A 16,783-nucleotide genomic window follows, 5' to 3' on the forward strand; every position below is an offset into this window, starting at 1 on the left:
AAAAATAGAGAAAGGTGAATTTGAGGTCTCTCAAATTCACCTTTCTCACTATTTGAAGCTAGTTATGTCCCAGCCTCCCTTCTGCTATTAGTTTTGGCGCCAAGGGCTTCTAACAACATTTGTTTGTGTACGGTCTGGACCAACTGAGAAGATTGAAAGCGGAATTCCTGTTAATTGAGATACACGCTCAAGGTAATGACGGGCATTGGCAGGAAGCTCATCTAAAGTCTTGCAGCCTGTAATATCCTCTGTCCAGCCTTGTAGCTCCTCATATACTGGCTCACATTCAGCAAGTACCTTCAAGCTTGCTGGGAATTCTTCAATAACTTCACCTTTGTAACGGTAAGCTACACAAATTTTCAGTGTTTCAATTCCTGTTAATACATCAATGGAATTCAATGAAAGATCTGTCAGTCCGCTTACTCGGCGAGCATGACGTACAACAACGCTATCAAACCAGCCAACACGGCGAGGTCTGCCAGTTGTTGTTCCATACTCACGGCCAACCTCACGAATTTGGTGGCCAATTTCATTATCAAGCTCAGTAGGGAATGGGCCATCACCCACACGAGTTGTATAAGCCTTAGAAACACCTACTACATGCTTAATTTTTGAAGGACCCACACCAGAACCAATTGTCACGCCGCCGGCAACAGGATTTGAAGATGTAACAAATGGATAGGTTCCTTGGTCAATATCAAGCATGACTCCCTGTGCCCCTTCAAATAGAACTCTGCGTCCTTCATCAAGTGCATCATTAAGAACTACAGACGTATCGCAAACATAGTGCTTAATTTGCTGTCCATATTCATAATACTCATCTAAAATATCTTCGATTTTAAATCCTTCTGTTTCATAAATTCGATCAAACAGACGATTCTTTTCTTCAAGATTACGTGCAAGCTTTTCTTCAAATACTTCACGATCTAATAAATCAGCAATTCGAATCCCGATTCGTGCTGCTTTATCCATATATGCAGGGCCAATTCCCTTTTTCGTTGTACCTATTTTGTTTGCACCCTTGCTCTCTTCTTCCACCTCATCTAATTTTAAATGATATGGCAGAATGACATGAGCACGGTTGCTGATTCGGAGGTTATCAGTTGTTACTCCCTTTTCATGCAGATAAGCTAATTCTTTTATAAGCGCTTTCGGATCTACAACCATTCCGTTTCCGATCACACATGCCTTATCCTTATAAAAAATCCCTGATGGAATTAAGTGAAGCTTGTAAGTTTCTCCATTAAACTTAATTGTATGTCCTGCATTGTTTCCACCTTGGTAGCGAGCAATCACTTCAGCATTTTCAGAAAGGAAATCGGTAATTTTCCCTTTCCCTTCATCTCCCCACTGTGTTCCAACGACAACTACTGATGACATAAAAAGCACCTCCGAGATATTCATTATTAAAAATGTTAGTATACATATTCATTAAAATGAAAAGCAAATATTCCTTTTATCCCTTTCAAACATTCCTATTTTATCAACTATTACTGATAAAAGTCAACAAAACACGAACATTTTATATGAAAATATGAAAATATGTTCGTCTAAATAGTGTGATATTTTCCTTTTTCCACGTTACACATTGCTCCCATGCTTCAAATAAAAAAAAAGAGGACTAGCATGTACACTAGTCCTCTTTCTCTAGGCTCCTGGCGGCATCGATGAGTCATCATACCGCCTCTCTAAGTTTACGAATTTATTATACTCTTTAACAAAGGCTAATTGTACCGTACCGACTGGACCATTACGCTGTTTAGCAATAATAATTTCAATGATATTCTTATCCTCTGATTCCTTATCATAATAGTCATCACGATATAAGAATGCAACAATATCCGCATCCTGCTCAATACTTCCTGATTCACGGATATCTGACATCATCGGACGCTTATCTTGACGCTGCTCGACTCCACGGGAAAGCTGGGATAGAGCGATAACAGGAATCTGCAGTTCACGTGCTAACGCTTTTAAAGAACGAGAAATCTCTGAAACCTCCTGCTGCCGGTTTTCACCTGAACGCCCACTGCCGAGAATCAACTGCAAATAGTCAATCAGGATCATCCCAAGACCATGCTCTTGCTTTAAACGGCGACATTTTGAACGAATCTCTGTAATCCTGACGCCTGGTGTATCATCAATGAAGATACCCGCATTTGACAAGCTTCCCATCGCCATCGTCAGTTTGCCCCAATCATCGTCTGTAAGTGAACCGGTACGAAGCCTTTGCGCATCAATATTTCCTTCTGCACAAAGCATACGCATCACAAGCTGTTCAGCACCCATCTCGAGACTGAATATCGCAACATTCTCTTCTGTCTTTGTTGCAACATTCTGGGCTATATTTAAAGCAAAGGCCGTCTTACCAACTGAAGGACGGGCACCAACAATGATTAAATCGTTGCGCTGAAAGCCCGCTGTCATTTTATCAAGCTCAGCAAAACCTGTTGGAATTCCAGTGATGTCCCCTTTTCGGTTATGCATCACTTCAATATTATCGTAGGTACGTACGAGAACATCCTTGATATTATGAAAAGCTCCTGCGTTTTTTCTCTGAGCTACCTCAAGAATATTTTTTTCGGCTTCTCCAAGTAAGACCTCAACCTCATCCTCACGTGCATATCCGTCCTGCGCAATGCTAGTTGCTGTTCGAATAAGGCGGCGGAGCAAAGATTTCTCTTCAACAATTTTTGCATAATATTCGATGTTTGCCGCAGTTGGGACCGAGCCGGCGAGCTCACTTAAATAACTGACACCGCCAGTATCTTCGAGAAGCTGAGCTGCACTCAATTCTTCTGTCACCGTAACTAGATCTACCGCATTTCCTTGATCGTTTAGCTTCAGCATGGCATTAAAGATCTTTTGATGAGCCGCACGGTAAAAATCCTCTGGAATTAGAATTTCAGAAGCTAATGTGAGGGAAGATGGTTCAAGGAAGATCGCACCAAGAACCGCCTGCTCCGCTTCCATGTTTTGAGGCGGAAGACGATCTGCATATAAATCACTCATCTATAAAACCTCCTTAAACTAAATGCGAAAGCGCCTTGACCAGCCCCGACAAGCATAAGACGAACCAGCAGGAAGGTTGATCTTTAACCTTTTTGACGGATTGGCTTATGACCTCAAGGGGCTAGGCGCTGCAGCTGGATATAACTAAATGCGAAAGCGCCTCGACCAGGGCACTAAAAGTTAAAATCTATTAACTTAATCTATAAAATTATCATTTTGATAAAATACCGTCATACAAGCTAACACCTAGAAAAAATGTGATCAGCAAAAACCGATCACATTTTTTCAACTCTTCTATTTTATCATGTTTATACGGAAATGGTACTTCCAAATTTAGTTTGCTTCTTTTACATGAACATTTAGAGTAGCTGTCACTTCAGCATGAAGCTTGACAGACACTTTTGTATAGCCTAGTGTGCGTATCGCATCAGGCAGCTCAATTTTTCGCTTATCAACTTTTAAATTATGAGCCTTTTGAAGTTCTTCCGCAATCTGTTTGCTTGTAATTGAGCCGAATAAACGGCCGCCTTCACCTGCTTTTGTCGAGAACTCTAAAGTAATTTTATCCATTACTTCCTTAAGTTTCTTTGCATCTGCAAGCTCTTCTGCTGCAAGTTTTTCCTCTTTTTTCTTTTGGGCATTTAATGTGCTGACATTTGCCTGATTTGCCTCTACTGCTAAACCCTGCTTAATTAGAAAGTTTTGCGCATACCCGTCAGCAACATTCTTTACCTCTCCTTTTTTCCCTTTACCTTTTACGTCTTTCAGAAATATTACTTTCATGCCTTTTTTCTCCCTTCCATATATTCATCAATTACATTTTGCAAACGTTCTTCTACTTCATCTAACGAAACATCTGAAAGCTGGGTAGCTGCATTAGTCAAATGCCCTCCACCTTCAAGATTTTCCATTATGACTTGGACATTTACATCGCCTAGTGAACGCGCACTTACACCCACTGTATATTCTGACCTTTTTGAAATGACAAATGAGGCGATAACCCCATCCATCGTTAACAATGTATCTGCTGTCTGCGCGATCAGCACTTGGCTATACTCCTCATCCGGCTGCCCCTTTGCAATGGCAATTCCCTCTCGATAAAAGTATACATTCTCAATGATTTTCGAACGCTTAATATACGTTTCTACATCTTCTTTTAAAAACTTCTGCACTAGAACAGTATCTGCTCCAAGCGAGCGCAAATAAGAAGCTGCATCGAAGGTCCGTGAACCTGTCCTTAATGAAAAACTCTTCGTATCCACAATAATCCCTGCTAACAACGCAGTAGCTTCAAGCATTTCAACTTTCCCATTCTTTGGCTGGTATTCAAGCAGCTCTGTTACAAGCTCAGCAGTTGAAGAAGCGTATGGCTCCATATAAACAAGCAAAGGGTTTTTTATAAACTCCTCGGCACGGCGATGATGGTCGATAACAACCACATGCTCAAGTCTATTAATGAGCTTTTCCTCGATTACCATGGACGGTTTATGTGTGTCAACGACTACTAATAACGTATCCTCTGTCGCTATTTCCAGGGCTTGTGCAGGACTGATAAACTTCGCAAATAACTCTTCCTTCTTTTGGATTTCTCCCATTAAACGCTGGATGCCTGTATCAATTTCCTGGAAATTCACAACAATATACCCGTCACGCTTATTCATTTCAGCAATCTTGTGAATACCAATCGCTGCCCCAATGGCATCCATATCAGGATTCTTATGCCCCATGATAATAACTTTATCACTTTCAGTAATTAATTCCTTCAATGCATGGGCAATGACTCGGGCACGTACCCTTGTTCTTTTTTCGACTGGATTTGTTTTCCCTCCGAAAAATTTCACTTTTCCATTCGTCTGCTTAATGGCTACTTGATCTCCGCCTCTTCCAAGTGCTAGATCAAGACTAGATTGGGCAAGAACGCCAAGTTCAGGAAGCGAAGATACGCCTGTTCCCACACCAATACTTAAAGTTAAAGGAATATTATGCTTCGAGGTTGTTTCCCTAACCTCATCAAGAATAGTAAATTTCCCTTTTTCAAGCTGTTGGAGTATTTGTTCATTATAAACAGCAATGAATCTTTCTGATGATACTCTCTTTAAGAATACCCCATTATCGACTGCCCATTTATTCAAAATGGAAGTCACAACATTGTTCATGCTGCTTCTGGTTTGATCATCCATCCCTTGTGTCAAATCATCGTAATTATCCAGGAAGATAATAGATAGCACCGTTCTTTCTTCCTGATACATTTTTTCAATTTCCGTTTGTTCTGTCACATCGAAAAAGTATAATAGCCGTTCTTCAAGTTTTAGAATGACACGAAACTTCCGATCATGAAGGGTAATAATTTCCGTTTCCACTTCCTGTTTAATTAAAGGTATGAGTAAATCTCCGACATCATAAAGCGATCTTCCTACTAACGTATCCTCATCAAAGCATGATGCTAAAAAAGGATTGGTCCATTCAATGAAATATTCATCATTAATCAGCATGATCCCAATCGGCATTTCCAGCAGAGCCTCTTCACCGACTTTTTTTACCCGGTATGACAGAGTGGTTATGTATTCTTCTGTTTCCTTCTTCTGCATTGCATTCACTTTAAAAATATAATAAAAAGGAGGAAAGAAGAGAATAAATCCCAATATACTCAAAAGCCAGTTATAATACGCTAATATTCCGAGAAGCACCACTGTTATGCCCATCAACCCAAAAATGGGATAGCGAATGGACCGCTTTTCTAAATAAGATGGCATTCTTTTCAGCTCCCTAACAGTAGTGTTAGATGACTATCAAAAAGACGAGTTTCTTTTTGAATACTCATTTATCTATTTTTGCTTTCAAACCTTTTCCTTAATTCAAACCCTAAGTCAATTATACCTAATATCCTAACAATAGGAAGGAGAATTGGGGGAAAGAATGTGAAGACTGTTGCAATAATAGGAACTGCTTTGTGTATGCCTTTCATATCACAAATATAAAATAAAAATGCTATCCCTTGAACGACCATACAAAGCTGAAGGATAAATGAAAGATTAACCAAGGCTAAATACCAATAATCTCCTTCTTCAGGTTTTAATATAAACGAAGCGAGCATGATGACCAAATAGTACCAAAGGATGCTTTTTGGGAAAGTAAGCTCTTTTAAAGGCATTCTCTGCTGCATGTTCACTCCAAGCCTTTTAACAATTGGAAAAGAAACTAACTCGATCAATAGAACAGCAGCTATCGAGGTCATAACGAATAAACTTGGTGTTAATGTTTCAATCATTTTAATAAATGCATCAAAACGTTCTAAGACAGCCCCATCGACATTCTGCCCTAAAGCTTCGACAATAGCCACTGATTGATCAAGCGATTCCTTCATCATCTGAATAAATTCTTCAATTAAATTCATCTTAAAAAAGACAACTGATGCAGCATATTGTACGAGTAATGCAATTAAAAAGACGAGTGTGGCAGTAACAAAAGTAGACATTCTACTCTTTTCCAATTGGATAAAGTATCCAATCACAAGACCCGCTGCTCCATAAGAAAGCGTAAGGGGCAATGCAAGAATGGTTCCTACTAAGATAGATAGAATGATCGCAGCAACGAGAAAAACAAAGGAATTCATCCGTGTATTCTTTGCCGCAAATAAAATAAACGGGACCGCTAAAAATAAGTTCGTAACAATCCCTAATACCGGGATATAGATAGTCATTAAAATCAAAACAGCAAAAACAGCTAAACAAAGTGCTCCTTCTGTTAACTTATGTGCATTTTTCAATTTTCCACCCCCTAATGGGCACTCATAAAGTCTATTTTAGCTAGTAATATAGTCAGATTCAACTATACGATACTCCGCAGGAGAACAAATGTAATCACAGAATGGTTTAACGGCCAAGTTTTGAAGGAATTATTTTCTAATAGAAAAGGGATATCAAAAATTATGATATCCCTTTCCCTTTTAATTAATTTTAAACTTTTCTACTACTTCTTTTAATTCATTACTTAATTCCGTTAATTGTTCCGCTGATGCAGCAACTGACTGAAGCGCGTGAAGCTGTTCATCTGTAGAGGCACTAACTTCCTCACAGGATGCAGCTGCCTGTTCAGCCATGGCAGCCATGCTATGAATGCCACTTACTACTTCTTCTTTACTTTCAGAGAGGTGAATCATCTCATTGCTAATATAAAGGATTGAGTTTCTCATGCCTTCAACAAGTCCTGAAATGTTTTGGAAGTTTTGCTCCGTTTCACTTACCACCTCTGATTGCTGATTAAAGGTTTCCTTCGTCTTATTCATCGATTCAACAGCTTGGAGGGCGCCATTTTGAATATCAGTAATGGTTAGCTTCACTTCATCTGTGGCTACAACTGATTGCTCTGCAAGTTTCCTTACCTCTTCAGCTACAACTGCAAAGCCCTTCCCATGCTCACCTGCACGAGCAGCTTCAATACTAGCATTTAAGGCTAATAAATTGGTTTGTGAGCTTATTTCTGTAATAGTGGTCATTACCTTTTCAATCTTTACAATCTTATTCTCCAGGTCAGTGATTACTTCTTCCATGGAGCCAAGGTATTCTCTTGATGTCGTAAATGATCCTTTTAAATGACCAATCTGTCTGATCCCTGATTGATTGATGTCATCAGCTTTTTCTGCTAGAGAAGTCATCTCAGTAGCTTTTCCACTAATATCATTAATTTGAGTGCTTAATTGATTAGATAATTGATTTGCTGTTTCTGCTTCTGCTGCAGATTGCGTAGCGCCTTTAGCAATTTCGTTAATAGCGGCCGCCATTTCCTCACTAGAAGCATTTGTTTCTTCAGAAACAGCACTTAAACTTTCCGCTGATTCTTTTACATTATTGACAGATAAATTCACTGCGGTCAGAATGGATTTCATATTTTCCACCATGGTGTTAAAATGGCCGCTTAATTCGCCAATTTCATCCTTGGATGTTTCATTTACTTTCACCATCAAATTACCGTTCGATACTTGATTAAATGCCTTCTTAAGTAATCCAAGAGGTTTTGTCAAACCAACAGCAACAAAATACGTAATGGCTATAGCAATAATAATGCCAATAACGGAAATAAGAACAATACTATTTCTAATCTTTAAAGCAGTCACCATCAAATCCTTATCAGTATAGGCTGCGCCCACCTTCCACTCTGTTCCAGGAACAGTATCAAAAACTAACTTTTTATCTGCACCTTCATACACATAACTGATGACGCCATCACCTTTTGGATGTTCATACATTTCTTTAATAAATGAAAGATCCATCAAATTGTTGGTTCTTTCTGTTGGGTGAACGATTGCTGTTCCCTGTTGAGAAAAGACAAATGGGTACCCATTGTATCCTATACGGACTGAACTAATCATATCTGTTACATCTGTAAGCTTTATATCCAGACCAATGACACCAACTACTTTAGATCCTTCTTGCACTGCATATGATGCTGTCACAACATATTCCTTTGTAGCTGCATCTTCATATGGTTCACTCCAAACTACCTGATCAGGGTTTGCTGCAGCCTTTTTATACCAATCGCGGGAAGTTGGATCGAAATCCGCCCCTAAGTCTGCCTTTGGAGCGATGCTTAAGTCTTTGTTCGCACTTGCTACATAAATAGAAGTAACATCATTGTTCTTATCGAGGAAATTGGTAAAGTCCTTTTCTAGTTCAACATTTACCTTTTCATCGCCATGTGTCTTAACATAATCAATTACACGTCCTGATTCCGATAAAAACTGCATATTTGTTGAATGTTTTTCAAGAAACAGACGAAGTGAATTATTCATTTCCGCAACAATACTCTTTGTTTGGCCAACTACATCTTTTTCAACTTCATGATCTGTTTGCTGATAGACAAAAAAACCAACTGCTGTAAGAACAGCAATAAATAATACAGAAATCAGTAAAATAAGCTTGCCTTTTATAGATTTCAACAAGATTTCTCCCCCTTTTTTACTTTAATTTAAGCTATCGTTTATACAATTTCAGTTAGATAATTTCCCTATCGCTCTATTGCTTTTCCCCTATTTTCTTCTCCCCTTATTCCATCCAATATAACTAATCAGTCATTATTTCGACATAATACAACATATATTTAATACTTTTGTAGTAAAATTCATAATAAAATAATTACCAATCTTGTGAATTTTAGACACAAAAAAAAGACATCGATTCACTCGATGTCTTTTTAAAAATTATTCACCTGAAACATATGGCAGTAATGCCATAGTACGTGCACGCTTAATAGCAGTTGTTAACTTACGTTGGTATTTAGCGTTCGTACCAGTTACACGACGTGGTAAAATTTTACCGCGTTCTGAAATGAATTTTTTTAGAAGATCCACATCTTTATAATCGATGTGAGTGATTCCGTTTGCAGTGAAAAAGCAAACTTTACGACGTTTTGCACGTCCTCCTCTACGTCCTCCCATAGCCATGGTTATTTCCCTCCTTTTTTATTGTGTTATAAAATAATCGGTCTGTTAGAACGGTAGATCATCATCTGAAATATCAATTTGGCCGTCATTGGCAAATGGATCTTTGTCTACACGTGTATATCCCTGATTATCTCGGTTGTACTGCGGTTGTTGATTCTGATTGTTGTTCCCAAATGGGAAATCCTGTTCCCTAGGAGAGCCATAGCCAGCGCCTTCGCCTTTATTACTATTGCGCGGTTCTAAGAATTGAACACTTTCAGCCTGAACTTCAGTCACATATACGCGCTTTCCGTCTTGGCCTTCATAACTACGCGTTTGAATTCGCCCATCTACACCTGCAAGACTTCCCTTTTTCAAAAAGTTTGCTACGTTCTCTGCTGGCTTTCTCCAAATCACACAGTTAATAAAGTCCGCTTCTCGTTCACCTTGCTGATTCGTAAACGTACGATTTACTGCAAGAGTAAAAGTTGCAACCGGCACTCCATTTGGGGTATACCGCAATTCTGGATCCTTTGTCAAACGTCCGACAAGAACAACACGGTTCATCATTAGAATCAACTCCTTCCAACCATTGTCCCACATGGAACATCTTGGTAAAGCAATCTATTATTTTTCGTCTTTAACAACGATATGACGGATAATGTCTTCGTTGATCTTAGCTAAACGTGTGAATTCGTCTACTGCTTTCGCTTCAGCATTCACATGCATTAATTGGTAGTAGCCATCGCGGAAATCATTGATTTCATAAGCTAAACGACGCTTACCCCACTCTTTAGAATCAGTCAATTCCGCACCGTTATCAGTTAAGATTGTGTTAAAACGCTCGATAAGAGCTTTTTTAGCCTCATCTTCAATGTTTGGGCGGATGATGTACATGATTTCGTACTTTCTCATCACTTTCACCTCCTTTTGGTCTAAACGGCCCGACATCCGGGCAAGGAGCAATTATTCATTACTCACAAGATGAAAGTATAGCATATAAATTCAACATTTGCAATGCAAGTCCTCTATTCTTAAGAACTAATAAGGAAAGACTAAGATCTAAGAAACAAAAAACACTGCAGTTAAAATCTGCAGTGTTTTAAAGCTTATTCGTTATTAGACATTGAAACGGAAATGCATGACATCGCCATCTTTAACGATATATTCTTTTCCTTCTAGACGTACTTTTCCAGCTTCTTTAGCTGCCGTCATACTGCCAGCAGTTAATAAGTCGTCATATGAAACAGTCTCCGCACGAATAAATCCCTTCTCAAAATCTGAATGGATTACACCTGCACATTGAGGGGCCTTCATTCCTTGACGGAACGTCCAGGCACGAACCTCCTGTACACCAGCGGTAAAGTAAGTAGCTAAGCCAAGCAGGCTATAGGCTGCTCGAATTAACTGATCAAGACCGGATTCTTCAATTCCAAGCTCTTGAAGAAACATTTCTTTTTCTTCTCCTTCAAGCTCAGCAATTTCTGACTCAATCTTTGCGCAAATAACAATGACCTCTGCATTGTCTTTTTCAGCAAATTCTTTCACTTGCTGTACATATTCGTTGGAGGATGGATCAGCTACATCGTCTTCACCAACGTTTGCTACATAAAGAACAGGCTTAATCGTTAGCAAGTGAAGCCCTTTTGCCACCTTCATTTGCTCTTCTGTAAATTCAACCGTACGTGCAGGCTTATCTGCTTCGAACGCTTCTTTTAGTTTTTCAAGAATCTCCATTTCAAACATAGATTCTTTATCTTTTTGCTTCGCCATTTTCCCTACCCGAGCGATGCGCTTATCTACTGTTTCTAAGTCAGCTAAGATTAACTCCAAATTAATAATTTCTATATCATCAATCGGATTTACTTTCCCAGATACATGTGTAATATTATCATCTGCAAAGCAGCGGACAACTTGACATATAGCATCCACTTCTCGAATATGAGACAAAAATTTATTTCCTAATCCTTCACCTTTACTTGCCCCTTTTACAATTCCAGCGATATCCGTGAATTCAAATGCTGTAGGAACTGTCTTCTTAGGTTGAACAAGCTCTGTTAATTTGTTTAAGCGGTAATCCGGCACTTCCACGATTCCAACATTCGGATCAATTGTACAGAACGGATAGTTTGCAGATTCTGCCCCCGCCTGGGTAATTGCATTAAATAATGTAGACTTCCCAACATTCGGCAATCCTACAATCCCAGCTGTTAAAGCCATTATTGCCACTCCTCTATTAAAAAATATCTATTAAAAATTATATAGTTTCATTTCAGGTAATACCCTTCACAATTATAGAGATATAAGGGGGAAAAGACAAGCACTCACCAAAACCATGCATAATGGACGTTATTCCTCGCCTTTCACAAGGATTTTTTTCATTTTACGAGCAAATTCCCTGCGGGGAATTAACACACTATGTGCACACCCCTCACACTTGATGCGAATATCTGCCCCCATCCGAATAACTTTCCAGCGATTCGTTCCGCATGGATGTGCCTTTTTCATTTCAACTACATCATTTAAATTGAATTCCTTTTGTTCCACTGCTACCCCTCCCACACGTAGTTTTCTTTTACTTTATTTAAGCTTAAATGGACAAAATTATCAAAGACTACATTCTATTAATTGTTAATTCATAAAAATCACAGGTCTTTTCACCTGGATTCCACTTTTCATTCAATCGATACGTATACATTACTAAATTCTTCCGTATACTGTTACTACTAAATTTAAAAGCGGAAGCACCAGACAATCCTCACAGAAAGTGTTCTTTACCTTTTTAGTGAGGATTGGCTAGTGACCTCGAGGGTAGCTTTAGCTGGATAACCGTTAGAACTCTTAGTTAGCTGATTTAATATAAAGGGGTGGAACCAGTGAATTTACGAAATAATCTGTTTGATAAAAAGGACGGTGCAGCGAGAATTCCATATGATGAGACAAATGCGGCGGGGGATCTAGCTAAGGCAATTAAACAGCTATTGCCAGCTAGAATAACTAGCCGCCCAGTTGTCATTGTTTGCATCGGGACAGATCGCTCAACCGGTGATTCATTGGGACCACTTGTCGGCACTTTGCTTGAGGAAAAAAATCTATCCTCCTTTTTTGTATACGGCACTCTGGAAAATCCTGTCCATGCAGTCAATCTCGCCGAAAAATTAGACGAGATTAAAAAGATTCATTTCAACCCATTCATTATTGGAATTGATGCTTGTTTAGGGCGTTTAAAAAGTGTTGGAGTCATTCAAGCTGGAGAAGGACCTGTAAAACCTGGAGCGGGTGTAAATAAAGAGCTCCCAGAAGTAGGAGATATTCATATAACAGGGATTGTCAATGTAAGTGGATTTATGGAGTTTTTCGTTTTGCAAAATACAAGACTTCATCTTGTATTAAATATGGCTAAAACGATTGCAAACGGACTTTATAAAGCAAGCCTCACGTATGAGTCCAATCCTATTATATCTGCATTTAAATGGGAATCAGACAGAGAACAGGACATTCAAGGCAGGATTGGAAAAGTATAAGCCCCTTGTACATCTCCGTACAAACTAGAGGGACTCATCCTTTCGATAAAGGAAACACGGTGCAAGTATACGAACCAACGTTTCCTTTTCCTAGGGAGGAGTCCTGAAGTTTGTATGCTGATAGGCGCTATTTTTTTACTAAAAAGCTAGATTCCTCTCCACTATTTGCTAAACGTACAAACGATATAAGTAAATGATCGTTACAATTATGCCCGTTACAAGAATAGCCGGGAGTAAATTTGCTACACGAATTTTTGTTATCCCAGCCAGATTCAGCCCTATAGCAAATATCATGACTCCCCCTGTAGCTGTCATTTCCGTAATAAAGCTATTCATTAGCTCAGTTGGCACAAATCGATCAATCTGCATAGCAAAGAGGGCAATCAATCCTTGATAAATAACCACAGGGAACGCAGAGAAAAGAACCCCAATCCCTAATGTAGTTGCTAATATTAAAGCGGTAAATCCATCAATAATTGACTTCGTATATAGGACATCATGGTCTCCCCTAATTCCGCTATCTAATGCACCAATTATAGCCATGGCACCGATCACAAATATTAAGGTAGCAGTTACAAATCCCTGTGATATGCTGCCCTGATCACTCGAACCAAGCTTTTTTTCAAGCCAATTTCCGAGCGCGTTCAATTTATCCTCTAAGGCAAAGTATTCGCCAATTACCGCACCAAAAACGAGACTCAGGATTACTATTAAAAAATTTTCACCTTTCAATCCCATTTGCAGACCAAGAACCATAACAGCTAGCCCAATCGCATACATGACGGTTCCCTTCATATTCTCAGGAATTCGATTGAGCCGTTTTCCTATTATTGTTCCAACAATAATCAATAATCCGTTGACAAGCGTACCTAGTAGAAACATCTTCTTCACCTTATTCAGTTTATTTCGAAAATCGAATATTTTTAAAATACACTAACATGTATTACTCACTCTTTACAACCTTTTTTTATTTTTATCCTTTTTTTAAGAAAAAATCGTAAAGAAAAAAACCATCTCTATGATGGTTTGAAAGAATTACTTTTTCTCTAATAATTCTATAATTCGGTCTAGATCATCTTTAGAAAAAAATTCTATTTCAATTTTCCCCTTATTCTTTGATTGTTTAATGGTAACAGTCGTTCCAAATCGGTCGCGTAAGGAGGACTCACGTTCTTTAATAAAAACATCCTTTTGTTGGACTGGCTTCTTTGTTTCACGTGGAACATCATTCAGCTGTTGAATAAGCTGTTCGAGCTGTCTGACATTTAAGTGATCCTTCATTGTTTTTTCAACAACCGCCTGGAGCTTATCCTTGTTTCTTAAGCCTAATAGTGCCCGGCCATGCCCCATGGAAATTTCCCCTTCAGAAATAAGTGCCTGGATTTTTGGAGGGAGAGATAACAATCGAATATGGTTGGCAATATGCGGTCTGCTTTTTCCAAGGCGCTTAGCCAGCTCTTCCTGTGTCAGCTTGAGCTTTTCCATTAATAGCTGATAGGCCGCTCCTTCTTCAATCGGCGATAAATCCTCACGCTGTAAGTTCTCTAACACAGCAAGCTCCATCATTTGCTGCTCATTTAATTCCCTTACAACCACAGGAACCGTTTCAAGCTTCGCTTCCTTTGCCGCTCGGAAACGTCTTTCACCAACAACAATTTCATATCCTTTAATGCTTTTGCGAACAATGATCGGCTGAAGAATGCCATGTTCAATAATGGATTGCTTTAGCTCTTCAATTGCTTCCTTGTCAAATACTTTCCGAGGCTGATAAGGATTGGGCCGCAGCTCTTTCGTTCGAACTTCTTGAACCGATTCTTCCTTCACGGTCTCCATGTTTGTAAAAAAGGCATTAAGTCCTTTTCCTAAGCCTTTAGCCATTCGAAACCACTTCCTTTGCCAAATCGATATATACTTCTGCTCCACGGGATTTAGGATCATACGTAATAATTGGCTCACCATGGCTTGGTGCTTCACTTAGACGAATATTCCTAGGAATAATCGTATTATATACTTTATCTTGAAAATACTTTTTCACTTCTTCAATGACTTGTAACCCTAAATTTGTCCGTGCATCAAGCATGGTTAACAAAACACCCTCAATTTTTAATTCATGATTTAAGTGTTTTTGAACGAGGCGGACAGTATTTAATAGCTGGCTTAATCCTTCTAATGCGTAATATTCGCACTGTACCGGGATAATGACTGCATCTGAAGCAGTCAATGAGTTTAGGGTTAGTAAACCTAATGAAGGAGGACAGTCAATGATAATATAATCATAATCTTCCTTAATCTCTTCCAATGCCCTCTTTAATCTCACTTCTCTGGAGATCGTCGGCACTAATTCGATTTCTGCACCCGCTAACTGAATGGTCGCTGGAATCGCATAGAGGTTTTCCACAGAAGTTGCCATAATTACTTTAGATGCTTCTACATCATCTACTAGAACATCATAAATACATTGTTCAACATCTGCCTTTTCAATCCCAACACCGCTCGTTGCATTTCCTTGCGGATCAATATCAACCACCAATACCTTCTTGCCTATGTATGCCAAACATGCACCAAGATTTACTGAAGTAGTCGTTTTGCCAACTCCGCCTTTTTGATTCGCAATTGCAATGACTTTGCCCACGATATCACCTGCCTTCATCTTCTAATTAAGGATTTTGAAGCATATATGTGAATAATTTCAACGTTTGAAAATGGATAAACTGACATTATCGAAATATGGCAATCACGTAATCTATTTTAACATGAAAAAGGATAGAGAATATTCTTTTTGTTAAAAATATGGGGAAGGAAAAATGCAGATGTGTAAAAGCCTGTGGTGCACGCGTTATTAGAAAGTGATCCAAAAGAACGATCAAAGTTCTAAACGCATACGCCACAGGCCATATACTTATGCATAAAATAATTTTATAAAAGCTATTTCTTTTTAGGGATTTTTATAGTGATTTGATAAAACTCATCAAATTCCTCTTCTTTGGAATCCAGATTAATTCCACTATCTGATACCATTGACAGCGATTGGCGAATCGTATTGACCGCAATCCTCATATCCTTGCTAAATGCCTTTCTTTTTGGCTTAGGCTTTGAATTATTTTGTTCAAGAAGCCTGACGACACGATCCTCTGTCTGCTTGACATTTAGATTTTTCTCGATTATTTCTTCAAGCAATTTTACTTGTTTTTCAGGATTTTTTAATGGGATCAAAGAACGTGCATGACGTTCTGTAATTGCTTTGCTTAATAAAGCATCCTGGACTGGTTGAGGGAGCTTTAATAATCTAAGTTTGTTAGCGACCGTAGACTGCCCTTTGCCTAAACGCTGTGCTAATGCCTCTTGCGTTAGATTATGCAATTCTAGAAGCTTTCCGTACGCTACTGCTTCTTCAATCGGGGACAATTCTTCCCTTTGAAGATTCTCAATTAATGCAACAGAAGCTGTTTCTGTATCATTTAAATTTTTAACAATGGCTGGTACCTCATCCCAGCCAAGCTTCTTCATTGCTCGCCATCTGCGTTCACCAGCAATAATTTCAAACTGGCCATTTTCAAATTCTCTTACAACAATCGGCTGAATAATGCCATGAGTATGAATGGTTCGTGACAGTTCCTCAATTCGATCATCATCAAATACCGTTCTTGGCTGAAAACGGTTAGGGACAATAAGGTCAATGGGAATTTTCTTTACCTCTTCAAATTCCCCAATCCTCTCTATATCCACTTGTTCTTCGATCTTTTCCGCTTCTACTTGTTCTCCCTTTTCGCCTAGGCCAAAAAAGCGTGAGAAAGAATGCTTCATCACCCTGCACCACCTTTACGAAACT

At 38.9% G+C, this 16,783-nt stretch carries 16 protein-coding genes; 1 reads left to right on the top strand and 15 read right to left on the bottom strand.

The window, feature by feature from the left end; translation table 11 throughout:
- Positions 1-87: 87 nt before the first annotated feature.
- From ASU02_RS24240 to ASU02_RS24290, 11 genes are all read right to left on the bottom strand, one after another.
- Complete coding sequence (locus ASU02_RS24240) at positions 88-1,380, bottom strand: adenylosuccinate synthase (protein ID WP_053478325.1); 1,293 nt, start codon at positions 1,378-1,380, stop codon at positions 88-90.
- A gap of 267 nt (positions 1,381-1,647) precedes the next feature.
- Positions 1,648-3,012 (bottom strand): replicative DNA helicase, encoded by a 1,365-nt coding sequence (dnaB, locus tag ASU02_RS24245; RefSeq protein WP_057767999.1) that lies wholly within the window; start codon positions 3,010-3,012, stop codon positions 1,648-1,650.
- A 333-nt stretch (positions 3,013-3,345) separates the two neighbouring features.
- Positions 3,346-3,795 carry a 50S ribosomal protein L9 gene (gene rplI / locus ASU02_RS24250; protein ID WP_053478323.1) on the bottom strand — a complete coding sequence of 150 codons (450 nt, stop codon included), beginning with the start codon at positions 3,793-3,795 and terminating at the stop codon, positions 3,346-3,348.
- The gene (locus tag ASU02_RS24255) at positions 3,792-5,765 is read right to left on the bottom strand and encodes a DHH family phosphoesterase (protein ID WP_057768000.1); all 1,974 of its coding nucleotides are present in this window, start codon (positions 5,763-5,765) and stop codon (positions 3,792-3,794) included. Before ASU02_RS24255 ends, rplI begins: the two co-directional genes overlap by 4 nt.
- A gap of 68 nt (positions 5,766-5,833) precedes the next feature.
- A complete protein-coding gene (locus ASU02_RS24260; protein WP_057768001.1) occupies positions 5,834-6,778 on the bottom strand; it encodes a YybS family protein in 945 nt (314 codons plus the stop codon).
- A gap of 180 nt (positions 6,779-6,958) precedes the next feature.
- The gene (locus tag ASU02_RS24265) at positions 6,959-8,950 is read right to left on the bottom strand and encodes a methyl-accepting chemotaxis protein (protein ID WP_057768002.1); all 1,992 of its coding nucleotides are present in this window, start codon (positions 8,948-8,950) and stop codon (positions 6,959-6,961) included.
- A 258-nt stretch (positions 8,951-9,208) separates the two neighbouring features.
- The gene (gene rpsR / locus ASU02_RS24270) at positions 9,209-9,445 is read right to left on the bottom strand and encodes a 30S ribosomal protein S18 (RefSeq protein WP_053478822.1); all 237 of its coding nucleotides are present in this window, start codon (positions 9,443-9,445) and stop codon (positions 9,209-9,211) included.
- A 51-nt stretch (positions 9,446-9,496) separates the two neighbouring features.
- Positions 9,497-10,000, bottom strand: a complete 504-nt coding sequence (ssb, locus tag ASU02_RS24275; protein WP_057768003.1) for a single-stranded DNA-binding protein — start codon at positions 9,998-10,000, stop codon at positions 9,497-9,499.
- 57 nt (positions 10,001-10,057) lie between these two features.
- Complete coding sequence (gene rpsF / locus ASU02_RS24280; RefSeq protein WP_057768004.1) at positions 10,058-10,345, bottom strand: 30S ribosomal protein S6; 288 nt, start codon at positions 10,343-10,345, stop codon at positions 10,058-10,060.
- A 204-nt stretch (positions 10,346-10,549) separates the two neighbouring features.
- Positions 10,550-11,650, bottom strand: coding sequence for a redox-regulated ATPase YchF (ychF, locus tag ASU02_RS24285; RefSeq protein ID WP_057768005.1), 1,101 nt, complete (start codon positions 11,648-11,650; stop codon positions 10,550-10,552).
- A 129-nt stretch (positions 11,651-11,779) separates the two neighbouring features.
- Entirely contained in the window at positions 11,780-11,977 is a 198-nt protein-coding gene (locus tag ASU02_RS24290) for a DUF951 domain-containing protein (protein WP_057768006.1), read from the bottom strand.
- Between the two features lie 329 nt (positions 11,978-12,306).
- Here ASU02_RS24290 and yyaC point away from each other — a divergent pair, with 329 nt between their 5' ends.
- Complete coding sequence (gene yyaC, locus ASU02_RS24295; protein ID WP_057768007.1) at positions 12,307-12,954, top strand: spore protease YyaC; 648 nt, start codon at positions 12,307-12,309, stop codon at positions 12,952-12,954.
- A 168-nt stretch (positions 12,955-13,122) separates the two neighbouring features.
- Here the strand turns inward: yyaC and ASU02_RS24300 are convergent, their stop codons facing one another.
- The 4 genes from ASU02_RS24300 to noc form a co-directional block, all read right to left on the bottom strand.
- The gene (locus tag ASU02_RS24300) at positions 13,123-13,836 is read right to left on the bottom strand and encodes a DUF554 domain-containing protein (protein WP_057768008.1); all 714 of its coding nucleotides are present in this window, start codon (positions 13,834-13,836) and stop codon (positions 13,123-13,125) included.
- A gap of 153 nt (positions 13,837-13,989) precedes the next feature.
- Positions 13,990-14,832: a ParB/RepB/Spo0J family partition protein gene (locus ASU02_RS24305; RefSeq protein WP_057768009.1), complete on the bottom strand. Its 843-nt coding sequence runs from the start codon at positions 14,830-14,832 to the stop codon at positions 13,990-13,992.
- Positions 14,825-15,586 (bottom strand): ParA family protein, encoded by a 762-nt coding sequence (locus ASU02_RS24310; protein WP_057768010.1) that lies wholly within the window; start codon positions 15,584-15,586, stop codon positions 14,825-14,827. Before ASU02_RS24310 ends, ASU02_RS24305 begins: the two co-directional genes overlap by 8 nt.
- A gap of 293 nt (positions 15,587-15,879) precedes the next feature.
- The gene (gene noc, locus ASU02_RS24315; protein WP_057768011.1) at positions 15,880-16,758 is read right to left on the bottom strand and encodes a nucleoid occlusion protein; all 879 of its coding nucleotides are present in this window, start codon (positions 16,756-16,758) and stop codon (positions 15,880-15,882) included.
- Positions 16,759-16,783 lie beyond the last annotated feature (25 nt).

Origin of the sequence: Cytobacillus praedii (genome assembly GCF_001439605.1) — a bacterium.
Taxonomy (GTDB): Bacteria; Bacillota; Bacilli; order Bacillales; family Cytobacillaceae; genus Cytobacillus; species Cytobacillus praedii.

Excerpts from the sequence above, each read along its gene's own strand:
- noc (WP_057768011.1), bottom strand. The coding sequence starts at position 16,758 with ATGAAGCATTCTTTCTCACGCTTTTTTGGCCTAGGCGAAAAGGGAGAA.
- dnaB (WP_057767999.1), bottom strand. The coding sequence starts at position 3,012 with ATGAGTGATTTATATGCAGATCGTCTTCCGCCTCAAAACATGGAAGCG.
- rplI (WP_053478323.1), bottom strand. The coding sequence starts at position 3,795 with ATGAAAGTAATATTTCTGAAAGACGTAAAAGGTAAAGGGAAAAAAGGA.
- ssb (WP_057768003.1), bottom strand. The coding sequence starts at position 10,000 with ATGATGAACCGTGTTGTTCTTGTCGGACGTTTGACAAAGGATCCAGAA.
- ASU02_RS24240 (WP_053478325.1), bottom strand. The coding sequence starts at position 1,380 with ATGTCATCAGTAGTTGTCGTTGGAACACAGTGGGGAGATGAAGGGAAA.
- rpsF (WP_057768004.1), bottom strand. The coding sequence starts at position 10,345 with ATGAGAAAGTACGAAATCATGTACATCATCCGCCCAAACATTGAAGAT.
- ASU02_RS24255 (WP_057768000.1), bottom strand. The coding sequence starts at position 5,765 with ATGCCATCTTATTTAGAAAAGCGGTCCATTCGCTATCCCATTTTTGGG.
- ASU02_RS24300 (WP_057768008.1), bottom strand. The coding sequence starts at position 13,836 with ATGTTTCTACTAGGTACGCTTGTCAACGGATTATTGATTATTGTTGGA.
- rpsR (WP_053478822.1), bottom strand. The coding sequence starts at position 9,445 with ATGGGAGGACGTAGAGGAGGACGTGCAAAACGTCGTAAAGTTTGCTTT.
- ASU02_RS24305 (WP_057768009.1), bottom strand. The coding sequence starts at position 14,832 with ATGGCTAAAGGCTTAGGAAAAGGACTTAATGCCTTTTTTACAAACATG.
- ychF (WP_057768005.1), bottom strand. The coding sequence starts at position 11,650 with ATGGCTTTAACAGCTGGGATTGTAGGATTGCCGAATGTTGGGAAGTCT.